The 12,504-nt window shown below is 38.5% G+C and carries 11 protein-coding genes and 3 pseudogenes; 5 read left to right on the top strand and 9 right to left on the bottom strand.

Annotation, left to right across the window (positions count from 1 at the left end):
- Window positions 1-17: 17 nt before the first annotated feature.
- Window positions 18-649: pseudogene (locus RCG23_RS19795) on the top strand (substrate-binding domain-containing protein).
- Window positions 650-751: 102 nt separating this feature from the next.
- On the opposite strand, the gene RCG23_RS19790 reads toward RCG23_RS19795, so the two are convergent.
- From RCG23_RS19790 to rnz, 4 genes and pseudogenes are all read right to left on the bottom strand, one after another.
- A complete protein-coding gene (locus tag RCG23_RS19790) occupies window positions 752-1,762 on the bottom strand; it encodes a YeiH family protein (RefSeq protein WP_308177050.1) in 1,011 nt (336 codons plus the stop codon).
- 177 nt (window positions 1,763-1,939) lie between these two features.
- A complete protein-coding gene (locus tag RCG23_RS19785; protein ID WP_308177049.1) occupies window positions 1,940-2,230 on the bottom strand; it encodes a hypothetical protein in 291 nt (96 codons plus the stop codon).
- 116 nt (window positions 2,231-2,346) lie between these two features.
- A complete protein-coding gene (locus RCG23_RS19780) occupies window positions 2,347-2,895 on the bottom strand; it encodes a histidine phosphatase family protein (RefSeq protein ID WP_308177048.1) in 549 nt (182 codons plus the stop codon).
- A gap of 26 nt (window positions 2,896-2,921) precedes the next feature.
- Window positions 2,922-3,842 (bottom strand): annotated as a pseudogene (gene rnz, locus RCG23_RS19775) (ribonuclease Z).
- 280 nt (window positions 3,843-4,122) lie between these two features.
- On the opposite strand from rnz, the gene zwf reads away from it, so the two are divergent.
- Together zwf and RCG23_RS19765 are read left to right on the top strand one after the other, a co-directional pair.
- A complete protein-coding gene (gene zwf, locus RCG23_RS19770) occupies window positions 4,123-5,592 on the top strand; it encodes a glucose-6-phosphate dehydrogenase (RefSeq protein ID WP_308180118.1) in 1,470 nt (489 codons plus the stop codon).
- 18 nt (window positions 5,593-5,610) lie between these two features.
- Window positions 5,611-6,231, top strand: coding sequence for a cyclase family protein (locus RCG23_RS19765; protein ID WP_308177047.1), 621 nt, complete (start codon window positions 5,611-5,613; stop codon window positions 6,229-6,231).
- A gap of 46 nt (window positions 6,232-6,277) precedes the next feature.
- Here the strand turns inward: RCG23_RS19765 and RCG23_RS19760 are convergent, their stop codons facing one another.
- Complete coding sequence (locus tag RCG23_RS19760; RefSeq protein WP_308177046.1) at window positions 6,278-6,787, bottom strand: GNAT family N-acetyltransferase; 510 nt, start codon at window positions 6,785-6,787, stop codon at window positions 6,278-6,280.
- A 175-nt stretch (window positions 6,788-6,962) separates the two neighbouring features.
- Between RCG23_RS19760 and RCG23_RS19755 the strand changes: the two are divergent.
- Window positions 6,963-7,344, top strand: a pseudogene (locus RCG23_RS19755) (DoxX family protein).
- A 132-nt stretch (window positions 7,345-7,476) separates the two neighbouring features.
- Here the strand turns inward: RCG23_RS19755 and RCG23_RS19750 are convergent.
- From RCG23_RS19750 to RCG23_RS19740, 3 genes are all read right to left on the bottom strand, one after another.
- Entirely contained in the window at window positions 7,477-8,457 is a 981-nt protein-coding gene (locus RCG23_RS19750; protein WP_308177045.1) for a quinone oxidoreductase family protein, read from the bottom strand.
- Between the two features lie 315 nt (window positions 8,458-8,772).
- Complete coding sequence (locus RCG23_RS19745; RefSeq protein ID WP_308177044.1) at window positions 8,773-9,615, bottom strand: STAS domain-containing protein; 843 nt, start codon at window positions 9,613-9,615, stop codon at window positions 8,773-8,775.
- A gap of 144 nt (window positions 9,616-9,759) precedes the next feature.
- On the bottom strand, window positions 9,760-10,467 hold the full coding sequence (locus tag RCG23_RS19740) for a DUF421 domain-containing protein (protein WP_308177043.1): 708 nt from the start codon (window positions 10,465-10,467) through the stop codon (window positions 9,760-9,762).
- A 185-nt stretch (window positions 10,468-10,652) separates the two neighbouring features.
- On the opposite strand from RCG23_RS19740, the gene RCG23_RS19735 reads away from it, so the two are divergent.
- Window positions 10,653-10,937: a hypothetical protein gene (locus RCG23_RS19735; protein WP_308177042.1), complete on the top strand. Its 285-nt coding sequence runs from the start codon at window positions 10,653-10,655 to the stop codon at window positions 10,935-10,937.
- A gap of 129 nt (window positions 10,938-11,066) precedes the next feature.
- Here the strand turns inward: RCG23_RS19735 and RCG23_RS19730 are convergent, their stop codons facing one another.
- On the bottom strand, window positions 11,067-12,359 hold the full coding sequence (locus RCG23_RS19730; RefSeq protein WP_308177041.1) for a DNA polymerase IV: 1,293 nt from the start codon (window positions 12,357-12,359) through the stop codon (window positions 11,067-11,069).
- Between the last annotated feature and the right edge of the window lie 145 nt (window positions 12,360-12,504).

Raw genomic sequence — 12,504 nt, 5'->3', positions numbered from 1 at the left:
ATGTTGATGTTAAGGTAGTGGCAGTCGGAACTGGACAAGCAATTAAAATGGGTGAACAGGGTGATGCGGATGTGCTGCTTGTTCACGACAGAAAAAGCGAGGATAAGTTCGTAAAGGACGGGCATGGGGAAATGGCTTACAATTTAATGTATAATCAATTTTTATTGGTCGCGCCAAAAATGATCCTGCTAAAATAGAAAACTCAAAAACAATTGCCGAAGCTTTAGGTAAAATTGATAAAACAAAATCCATCTTTATTTCAAGAGGCGACGATTCAGGTACAAACAAAAAAGAAATTAGCCTTTGGAAAAATGTTAACATTAATCCTGATGGACAGTCATGGTATAAAAAGGCTGGCCAGGGCATGGGAGATACGTTAAGAATGGCAGATGAATTGGGAGGATATACGCTTTCTGATGAAGCTACCTTTTTGACAAATAAAACTTCACTGGGAAAATTGATGTCCGGCCAAACTGAACTTCTCAATCCATATGGAATCATGAGGGTTAAAGGCACGAAAAAACCAAACTCCAGCAAAGCCTTTATTGACTACCTTGTCAGCAGCGAAGGACAAAAACTGATTGGAAAGTTTGGGAAAACAAAATACGGTAAACCTTTATTCGTGCCAAACGCATCAAAACGTAAATAGAGAAAAAGGAAAGGTGTCCCTTCTTTCAGGACTGCCCTTTCCTTTTTTTATGCCATTATTTCGCATCACTCTCCTTTTTGGCAGATGCGATTTTTATATAATTTAAAACATCAGCTTAATAATCACCAAACTGGCAATTGAAACCAGAACAGATGCAAACATTCCAGTCAGGAGCGGCTTGATTCCGAGCTTTGCAAATTGCTTTATATTGACCTGGAGACCGACGGCTGCCATAACCATAATAATGATGAATTTTGCAAGACTAGTAAACATGACTATCAGTCTATGCGGAATGATTCCCAAGGAGTTAAGAATACTGAAAAGCACAAACCAGACAACAAACCATGGAAAGGCTTTTTTAAGTGAGTCTTTCGTACTTCCCTTCGTCTTCATCAGAAAGGGGAGGATCATGATGACCGGGAGCAAAAAAAGTGTTCTTGCCAGCTTGACGGTCGTTGCAATCTGACCGGCCTTATCACTATAAACATAACCAACTGCTACAGCAGAGGATGTATCATGTACGGCAGTGCCAGCCCAGATACCGAATGCTGTTGACTGAAAATGAAAGAAATGACCCACAACAGGATAGACAAAAAAAGCAATCAAATTAAAAAGAACAATCGTTGTAATCGCGTAGGCTGTTTCATCATCCTTGGCATCGAGAACACCTTTGATACAAGAAATGGCTGTTGCTCCGCATATACTCGTTCCCACACCAATCATCAAGCACAGACGTTTATCTAATTTTAACTGCCTCCCAAACCAAGTTGTCAGCACAATGCCAAGCAAAACAGATACTATGATCACCGCAAACGACTGTTTGCCGATCACAAGGATTTGAGCAATATTCAGGCTTGCCCCTAGAAGGATAACAGACAACTTCAATAATTTTTTTATTGTAAGATTGAGTCCTGGCTCAGCGGCAGGAAAAACACCAATTGAATTCTTTATCACAATACCTATTAAAATAGCAATAAGGATTCCGCCGATAATCGGAAACATATCGCCAAGATATTGGGCTATACAGGCAATTGCCATGCTAATCAGGACGCCTGGAGTCCATTTAGGGAGTATGGAATTTATATTCTTAAGGTTGTTCATTGACTGATTCACGATGGAGGCTCCTTTAAATAAAAACATTAGAAAACAGGTATCGGGTATGGCGATTCTAACACTCGTTTACTCTATTTGTTAAACAAAAATTTGTCAATCCAATAACAAACCTCTTTCTCAAGCAAAAGAAAAAACCTAATCCAATACAGAATTAGGCCGTTAACTAAATATGTACTTTTAAATTAATTCATCAGCCGCCATTTCACACTCTGCTTTATGTTTCAAATAGCGCCCGTATTTGGCTAAGCCGATTGCAATTAGTGATAGCACCACATTAAAAATTACGGCAAAAAGTAGTAAGCGATTATAACCATAGAAATAGCTAAAAATTACGCCTAACAATCCGCTGATTCCGGCAACAGCCAGGAAATGAATCTTAGGTAAAAAGAAACTGACTAATCCGCTGAATAATAGAACGATTGAGCCCATAAGCAAGAAATAAACACCTAGTAGAATAAACGACTCCAACACATTCCCTCCTAATTATGTAAAACAGGCTGCACATAACCTATTCCCCATTTATCAGGAAGTTAATCCTTATATTGCAGAAAATGCATCCTATCGCTTAAGAGCCTGCATTCGATTCAAACCCGGTCATCCCAGATACGGTTTAAAACAGACTTTTCAGCGGTCACGACCACTTCATAAACATCTGGATTCGTCATTTCCATTAATTGCTCGAAACCAAAGCTATCATTAAAATAGTGCAGTAAAAGAACGGTTAAGTTCCCATGGCTGACTAGGATAATATTTTGGTCATCTGATTGCAGAACTTCTTCAAGTATCGAAGCAGCCCGCTTTATACCGTCAGCATGCGATTCCCCTCCTTCAAAAACGAGGTCGAAATCATCAAAGCTTTGCTTTAGCTTCTCCTGCCAATTTTCAAGATCCATACCGCTCAAAACGCGCTCGCCAAGGCGGCTGTCTTCTATTACTTCCATTCCCTTGTTCCAGGCAGTTGGCCCGATCGTTTCGACAGCACGTTTAAAAGGACTGGAATATATACGGTCAACCTGTTTATTTTCGAAAAATCCCACTAGTGCTTGTGCTTGTTCAATTCCCTTTTCGGTTAAAGGTGCATGAGCAGGCTGCCCCTCTGCCTTAGCGTGCCTTACCAGATAGACTGTTTTCATTTTTCACTTCTCCCTGTAAAGAAATATCATTTCGCTGGCAGATGAATTTCCTTGAAATCCTCAGCCATGTCTGTATTGGGAAATAGTTCTCTAGCTTCACGTAAAAGTTCGAATGCAAACTGCCGGTCGTATCTGGAGCTGATATGGGTAAGACAAAGCATTTTCGCATTTGCTTTAAGCGCTGTCTCGGCTGCCTGGGCAGTTGTACTGTGAAAATAATCGAAAGCAAGCTTTCCTTCTTCCTTTGAAAAAGTTGCCTCGTGTATCAATAGGTCAGCATTACGAGCCAGTTCTAGGGCATTGCCACAAATCCTTGTATCCCCAAGGATGGCAATAATCCGTCCCTTTAGATCGGGCCAACAAAATCCACGGGATCTACGATTTGCCCATTATCAAGTTCGACCGTTTCCCCGTTTTTTATTTTTTTATAAATCCACCAGGTTTTACGCCTGCCGCTTCAAGCTTATCCGCCAGCAGAGTTCCAGGCTGGTCCTTTTCAACAACGCGATATCCAAAGGATGTAACACCATGCTCAAGCAGTCCTGCCTCAACAATAAATTGCTCATCTTCAAAAACGATTCCTTCATCTATCTCAATAATTTTTAAAGGATATTTCAAATATGTCTGACTGACGCTTAAGCTTATGTTAATAAATTGCTCAATTCCCTTACGCCATATACTGTTACTTCCGTTTCTCCTCCCTGGAAGGAGCGGCTTGACAACAGGCCAGGCAACCCGTAGATATGGTCCCCATGAAGATGGGTAACAAATATTTTTTCAATTCTTCGCGGCTTGATTGAAGTGTGTAGGATCTGGTGCTGTGTCGCTTCACCACAGTCGAAAAGCCAGATGGAGCCGCGCTCCTCCAGTAATTTCAGGGCAATTGATGTAACATTTCGAAGCTTTGCTGGTACCCCCGCCCCTGTTCCAAGAAAAAAAATATCCACTAATCATTCCACTCCGTTCCAAACAAAATCCGCTGCTGTATTGGCAGCAACTGCCGTTTCCAAACTGTTAGGTATACTATACCACAACCTTGGGGTTGTTTCTGAATCGTCATTTTTACAAAGTTCTACATTTATTGCGTATTATTTGCGAAATCTAAAGGAAACCGATAAAATTTTATATTTGTACAGGCATAAAATATTTTTCCGCTACATATTGAGAATTTATTTTGAAAAGAGGTCTTTATACGTGAATCAAAATGGAAACCCGACTTCATTAATTATGATCTTTGGGGCAACTGGGGATTTAGCCAATCGGAAGTTGTTTCCTTCACTTTACCGGCTGTTTGAAAAAGGAAAGCTGTCTGATCAGTTCGCAGTCATAGGTGTCGCCAGAAGGCCGCTTTCAAATGATGAATTTCAGAATTCGGTAAAGGATTCTGTCCTGACAGCATTGGGCAGGGACGAAAATATCGATGAGTTTGTTTCGCATTTTTATTATCATTCTCACGATGTCACTGATTCCAGTTCATATGTTACTTTAAAAACGATGGCTGAAAAGCTTGATGATCAATACAATCTGGGCGGCAACCGGATTTTCTATCTGGCAATGGCACCTGAATTCTTCGGTACAATTGCCCTCCATTTAAAGTCGGACGGTTTAACAGACGTGCAAGGATTTAAACGCCTTGTCATCGAAAAGCCTTTCGGACATGATTTGGAATCTGCCAAAGAATTAAATGAACAAATTAGATCTGCTTTCTCTGAGGATGAGGTTTATCGGATTGACCATTATCTAGGAAAAGAAATGGTTCGAAATATTGAAGTGATCCGTTTTGCAAATGCTATTTTTGAACCATTATGGAACAATCGATATATTTCTAACATCCAAATTACGTCAAGCGAAACCCTCGGGGTGGAAGAGCGCGGCCGCTATTACGAAACAAGCGGAGCATTAAGAGATATGGTTCAAAATCATATGATGCAAATGGTCGCATTGCTCGCGATGGAACCTCCAATCCGTTTGACCACCGACGAAATTCGCTCGGAAAAGGTTAAAGTGATTCGTGCCATGCGCATGCCTGAAGGTGAACAAATCAAGGACTATTTTGTTCGCGGCCAGTATGGCAAGGGAAATATGAATGATGAAGAAGTCCCTGCATACCGTGAAGAAAACATGGTTAATCCCGAATCCAACACAGAAACGTATGTGGCTGGAAAGCTGATGTTTGATAACTTCCGTTGGGCGGGTGTTCCTTTCTACATCCGTACCGGAAAAAGAATGACAACGAAATCCACAAAAATCGTCATTCAATTTAAAGATATTCCGATGAATCTTTATTACCAGACAGACAAAGAGCTTAATCCAAATCTGCTTGTCATTCATATCCAGCCTGACGAAGGAATTACTTTGCATTTAAACGCTAAGAAGGCAGGCCAGCATCTTGATGCAACAGAGGTTAAATTGAGCTATGCCAATACTGGTATAAATGGCATGAACACTCCAGAAGCGTATGAAAAGCTTTTATACGACTGCATGCGTGGAGATGCGACGAATTTTACCCACTGGGATGAAGTTGCCCTTTCATGGAGCTTTGTTGATAAGATCTCAGAAGTATGGGAAAAGACGAAAGAGGAAAGTTTCCCTAACTATGAAGCAGGTACGAAAGGTCCGAAAGCAGCAGATGAATTGCTTGAGAAAGACGGCTTCTTCTGGTGGCCGATTACTGACCTAGAAGTTGAAAAATGCTAACGGAAATGAGGCAATTAAATGAAAATTTATGATGTTACAGCTCCTATCTTTGAAGGAATGCCTGTATATAAAAACATACCGGAAAAACAGCCAAAATTAGAGACAGTTACAAATGGACATGTAACCGAATCAAGACTGTGCCTGGATGTTCATACAGGTACGCATATTGATGCCCCGCTCCACATGATGAATGAAGGCAAAACGTTTGAAACGATACCACTAGAACAGCTTGTACGCCCTGCTAAGGTATTTGATTTAACAGAAGCTGCAGGGAAAATTACCAAAGCCCATTTAGAGGGACTGCAAATTCAAAAAAATGATTTTATTTTATTAAAAACTAAAAACTCTTTTGATGAAGAATTTAATTTCGAATTTATTTATGTGGCTGAGGATGCCGCAGCATATTTAGTGGAAATCGGAATAAACGGAGTCGGTGTTGATGGACTTGGCATTGAACGTGCCCAAGAAGGCCATCCAACCCACCGTGCCCTTATGTCCCGGGATATCATCATCATGGAAGGACTTCGCTTAAAAGACGTGGACCCCGGCGAATACTTCATGGCAGCCGCACCCCTGAAGCTTCAGGGAACGGATGCCTCACCAGCACGGGTTATTTTAATAGAAGGATTTAAAGCATAGATAAAATTACCCCTTTTGCACTGAGCAGAAGGGGTAATTTTAAAATTTATGTTAAAATTTTATGATAAAAAACGGTTGCATTCAGTTCTCCATTTGCTGATTTGGCGTAATCCGGAATTCTTCCCGATTCAACAAAACCCATTGAACTATAAAGATAATTTGAAGGGTCGCCTTCTCTTGTATCAAGAACCAGCAGTGTTCTGCCTTCCTCTCTTGCTCTATTTTCTGCTTGTTCCATTAATGAACGGCCAATTCCTTTACGCCTAATCAAAGGGTCAGCCATTAATTTTCCTATTTCACTTCTATGCATTCCATTTTGCTTAGTGCATAGATGCAGCTGAACGCTTCCGACAATTTCATTGTTTATTTCAGCTATAAATAAAATAACCTCAGGAGTTAATAAATTTTCCCAATATTTTTTTGCATCAGAAGGATTTAAGGGCGGCAAAAAACCAATTGACGCACCATCCTCTACTACCTTAACTAAAAGCTCTGAAAGCTTTTCAATATGTTCTTCAACTGATTTAATTTCTTTAATTCTCACTTGATTTAACACTTTAAAAACCCCTTTTGCAATTGACATCTTTCTGATTATTTTCTTTATGGGTAAAATGAATTCCTTCTTATTTTTAAAATACAAATTTCTTTTTTACTTATTTATCAAATGATAATAATTGGGACATAGTGTAAATGGGGAATAAATTAATAAAATCTTTGAAAGAAGGATAAAGATGGCTAGTCTTGGACTGTTGATTATTCGTTTAGTTATTGGACTTACATTTATAGGACATGGCACCCAAAAATTATTTGGCTGGTTTGGAGGACCAGCCAGCAAATTTCGGAGAATGGTTAGGAACGATTGGAATAAAGACCGGAGGAAAAACGTGGGCGATTTTAGCAGGATTGTTTGAATTAGTTGGAAGCCTTCTATTTGCTTCAGGTGTTCTTACATGGTTTGGTGCTATCTTAATTGTCATTATTATGTTAGATGCTATTTTCACGGTTCATGGTAAGAATGGTTATTGGCTTACAAATGGAGGATTCGAGTATAACCTTGTTTTAATCGCTGCAGCTATTGGGGTGGCTTTAATCGGCCAGGTGATTTCGTGTTAATTTATAAGCCTTGATTAACACCTACTATAGAAAAAAGACCGGAAACCGGTCTTTTAGTTATGTACTAATTTCTTCTTTAATTTTCCTGCCTTCTTTATCCTTGAAACTCCCTGTTATCTCCTGAATAAACAGTTACTCAGTTATGTCTAATAATATTTTCCCAGTGCTTAGCCTGCTTTCGATTAATTTATGAGCTGACACCGCCTCTCGTAAAGGAAAGCGATGGCCTATCTGAATAGTTAATTTGCCTTCACTAATATAGTCTAATACTTGCTTTGCCGTATGTTTTAAGGACTCAGGCGTATTCTTTCTGGTAGTTCCTAAACTATACCCAAGCACTGACCGGCAGCTTGAATGAAGGTCACTTGTTTTAAAGGTTCCCGGTTTTCCGCTGGAGTTTCCAAATTGAACCAGACGGCGATATTGAGCTAAACAACTTAAACTTTTTTCCGTTACTGTTCCAGCAATTGAATCTAAGACAATATTTACCCCTTTACCACCCGTAAGTTCATTTACTTTTTCCGCGAAATCTTCTTTTTTATAACAAACGATATGGTCTGCACCGGCGTTTAAAGCAACTGAAGCTTTAGTTTCATCTCCAACAGTGCCAATGATTTTACCTGCACCTAAAAGCTTAGCAAATTTAATAGCGGTAGATCCTACACCGCCAGCTGCCGAATGGATGAGGACTGTTTCCCCTTGTTCAATTCTTGCAATATCGGCAAGCAATTTATAGGAAAGGAAAGAAACAGTTGGACAAGCAGCCGCCATATCGAAAGAGACATTATCAGGAATTCCATACGTAAGGATAGCATCCGCTACAACATATTCCGCATATGAACCTTGTGCTGGAAATGCGATTACTCTTTGCCCAACTTGGAAATCGTCAACCTTTGCACCTATTTCGACAATTACTCCAGCCATGTCCAGGCCGGGTATAAAAGGAAATTTTCCACCACCCTTATTGCCGTACCTCGATTTAACATCCGCATAATTAACACTGCTTTTTTCCACTTTAATTAATACTTGCCCCGGATTGGGAACGGGAATATCCATATCTATGTACTTCATTACCTCTGGCTGCCCAAACTCAGTAACAACGATTGCTTTCAAATCCATTCCCCCATTTTAGTCTCCTTATTAGTTGAAGATTAAGTACAATACAATTGCACCAATAACCAATACTCCCCCTATTGTCGGGTTTATTATCACTCCTTATGAACAATTATATATTATATGGAAAAATAAGGGCATCTCGATATTCATTGGCTTTAATCAGTATTTTAGATTCATGTTTAAAAATTTTGTATCGCCTTACAAAATAAAAGATGAGTTGCCGAAGCAACTCATCTCTTATTTTTAATGTATTAAAGTATTAGTTATGCAGTCTTTATTTAAGTAATTACCAAAGTAATGTATATAACTAATTTACATTGATAATTTAGACGATTTGATTGCACTTGAAAGTGTGGACTTAATTGTTACTTTTTCAAACGATAGTCCAAGTTGAACTGCAGTTCGAGCAATTTCAGGTCTTAGTCCGGAAAGAGTGGTTTTTACTCCAATTAAGTTTAACGCATTAATTAGTTGAAAAAGCTGATGGGCTACCATTGTGTCGATTAAAACCACACCTGATAGGTCTAGGAACAGCTGACTAACTCTTAATCTGGCACACTGCTCCAGTGTATTCTCCAGAATAAACTTAGCTCGAGCTGTATCAATATCACCAACCAGAGGCAGCAGCGCTACATCAGTATTTAAAGAAATAACAGGAGAGCTTAATTCCATAATTAATTCTTGTTGGGCTTGAAGCCTTTTTTGAGAGTGATTATTATGTTCCTCGGTAAACCAGGCTATGATTTTACTAAAGGTTTTAATCGTTATCCTACACCAGGAGTTTTCCTCACTTTTAGAATATTCATCTTTATGTTCTTCAATGAATTGATCAATCAAATCCAGATACTGGTCTTGAGTTCTAAAGAATTCTCTAATAATAAATTGTACAGGAGTTCCTAAATGTTGTTCATCCTGTGCCACCATTACGATCCACTTTTCGAAATCATTAAAAAAACTGGATTCCTCTTTTATAAATACTTCACAAAATTTCTTATGGAACTCATAATTTTGTTGTTTTACACTATTGATAACCATAGGATCTTCAGAAGCATACACCCCAGAAGGATCTCTTTTATCTAAATTTTTATACCAATCTTCAGTTAACTGCCAAGTTTTATCTAATAAAAATTGATGTAATTCGTTATTTCTATGCATGTTTATCCCCTCGCCACACAAATCAAACACCTATATATTTCAGGATATTAACTTAATTTTAGCTTATTTAATGTAATGTGTCGATTTTGGAGACTTCTTTTTACTAGGTTGCAACTAGTAACAAAAATTACGAAAAGAGCCTTATTAATTGTCCGCCCCTGGTTTATAAAAATAAGGATTAACATTATGTTCTTTAATTTCATTATCATCTATATATAACTTTCTATTTTCTAAAAAAGTTGCTAACATAATTTTTTCTACTGTTTTACCCATTTTATCGACCTCGTTCAAAAGCCAGCCTCGATCAAGTTGGAGATATTTTAAATTATGGTCGAGTATTTGACCGTCCATAATCAGCGGAATAGGAACATATTCTTTTTTTACCTTTAGGTTTAAATCTGTAGGCTGTACTGGCCGGTAATCTGATTTCGGGATAACACTAATACTACCTGAGCCTTCCATCAACGCTATTGCTATATTTTGAGTATCCGTATACCCTTGTACTCTTAACTGTGATAATAATTCATTCATGGGCATCCGCACTTTTTTCAGGCCTTTCCGATCAATATCTCCATTATGTATTAATACTGTTGGGCTTTCATATAAAATCCATCTTAATTTATTATTTAAAGATAAACGGACAAAAATTTTATATAAAATTACGATAATCCCTGCATAGATTAAGGCTTTTCCCATCTTATTAGCCTCTAGGGGCGTACTGATGATATTAGTAAGGATAAGAATGTACAGCAAATCAAAGGTATGCATCTGGGCTACAGCCTTTTTTCCAGTTATCCTTAAATACAAATAGCCTGCTATAAAAATCACTATTGCATGGTAGAACGTTTCCAATTTTTCATCCCCTAAAAAATCTCCATTCTTAGCATTGGCTTTTCTTTTCAGAATTAAAGATTGGATTAAGTATTATAGATAAATCATTCATTTTTGATAAAAGAATGGAAATATGTAGGATGCCCTTACAGAAAAGATATATACTTGGATATACATGGTAAAATAAAGAAAAGGAGTTGGTCTGTTTGAAGAAGAAGCTGTTTGTTTTTATTTTTACCCTCCTTATTGAATCATTATTGACATATTTTGTTTCTGTTAAGCTTTCGATTCGATTTATTGAAATCATGTTTTTTGCTGGACTAATATTTTCTTTAACTGCTTTTTGGTACTCAAGCAGCGGTGGTGCAATTACAAGATATATTGATACCCACACAAGCGCCGAAACTGGTTTACTCCAAAAATATCAGCCGCTAAAATTCAATAGAGGCCTGTATTTAATGCCTCAATCCTATTCATGTCCATTGGCCTGATATTTTTCATCCTCCTTCTTTCCAGGATTATTCCCCCCAGCTAAATGATTAGACGATTGAAAAAAAGCGTGTAATTCCTCAAAGGAACTACACGCTTTCTGCATTTTGTCGGACTTCATTTTTTATGCATTAAGAATCATTTTTTTGGTCCTTGTCAGAAGATACGTTGGGAAAGGAACGAAGGAAATCCTTATTGAAGCTTGTTTCCGTTCCTACGTTATTAGAAGTATCTGTCTGGTGCACACCCGCATTTTCGATAATATTCTTCCCGTATTTTTCCCGGAGTAACGAAAGTGTTTTATATAAAGGTTCCTTTTTCGCCTCATTCTCGTACGAAAATAAATCGAGCTGCTTTACCACATGGTCGTTATCAACTAAATCTGTACCAGTTATTCCCAGAAGACGAACCGGATCACCATTCCAATTTTTGAGGAACATCTGCTTGGCCAGATCGGAAATTTCCTGCTGCTGGCTTACCGTGTTGGCTAATTTTTTGCTTCTTGTTATTGTTTTTCTGTCTTTATATCGTATTGTAATCCCCAGGCTTGAGGCGACAACCTTTTTGCGTTTTAAACGAACTGAAACTTTTTCTGCCAAACCATCTAAAACCTTAAACAAATCCTTTTGATTCGTAAAATCCCTCGGCAGTGTGGTGGAATTGCCAATACTTTTAAAATCAGAAACTGATTCCGGGTCTACCAGTCTTGTGTCAATTCCGTTCGCCCTGTCCTTTAAACGGGCACCGTTAATTCCGAGGAGCGTCTTTAATTGGACGTCATTCCCTTTTGCCAGATCACCGATTGTATAAATCTCGATTGTTTTCAATTTTTCAGCTGTCTTGGATCCTACACCATGCATTTCACTTGTTTCGAGCGGCCATAAAATGCCAGGTATATCTCTTTTCCTCAGGATTGTTATACCTAGGGGCTTTTTCATATCTGATGCCATTTTGGCTAAAAACTTATTTGGAGCGATCCCGATGCTACAGGGTAAATCAAGCTGCTCCAATATCCTTATCTGAATGGATTTAGCTATTTCAGGTGGGCTCCCAAATTCATAACTGTCGGTGATATCCATATATCCTTCATCAATCGAGACAGGCTCAACTAATTCCGAGTATTGTCTTAAAATCTCGAACATTCCAAGCGAAGCAGCCCTATAACGTTCAAAATTCGGTTTTTTCACAATTAGATTTGGGCAAAGTCTTCTTGCTTCCCAAAGCGGCATTGTTGTCTTTACTCCAAACCTTCTTGCTTCATAGCTGCATGTCACAATGATTCCCCTGCGCTCTTCAACATTGCCTGCGATTGCAAGAGGCTTCCCCTTCAGCTCCGGGTCATACGCCATCTCCACTGAAGCATAAAAACTGTTCATATCCACATGCAAAATGACTCTACCCTTTTTCGGATACATTTCTTTCATAAAAAGGCACTTCCTCAGCTTGAATCTATTTTTATCATAGCAAAAATTTAATGAAGGATAAAGGATTCTGAAGTGTCCGTTTTAAGGCATGTTTCTTGATTACCAAAGATAAAACCTGCACAATTATTACAATAGGAAAAATATG

The organism is Neobacillus sp. PS3-34, assembly GCF_030915465.1.
GTDB lineage: Bacteria > Bacillota > Bacilli > Bacillales > Cytobacillaceae > Neobacillus_A.
This window is presented reverse-complemented; position numbering and strand designations above follow the sequence as displayed.

Coding starts and splice junctions, on each gene's coding strand:
- RCG23_RS19780 (WP_308177048.1), bottom strand. CDS start 2,895: ATGAAAACAGTCTATCTGGTAAGGCACGCTAAGGCAGAGGGGCAGCCT.
- zwf (WP_308180118.1), top strand. CDS start 4,123: ATGATCTTTGGGGCAACTGGGGATTTAGCCAATCGGAAGTTGTTTCCT.
- RCG23_RS19765 (WP_308177047.1), top strand. CDS start 5,611: ATGAAAATTTATGATGTTACAGCTCCTATCTTTGAAGGAATGCCTGTA.
- RCG23_RS19745 (WP_308177044.1), bottom strand. CDS start 9,615: ATGCATAGAAATAACGAATTACATCAATTTTTATTAGATAAAACTTGG.
- RCG23_RS19730 (WP_308177041.1), bottom strand. CDS start 12,359: ATGAAAGAAATGTATCCGAAAAAGGGTAGAGTCATTTTGCATGTGGAT.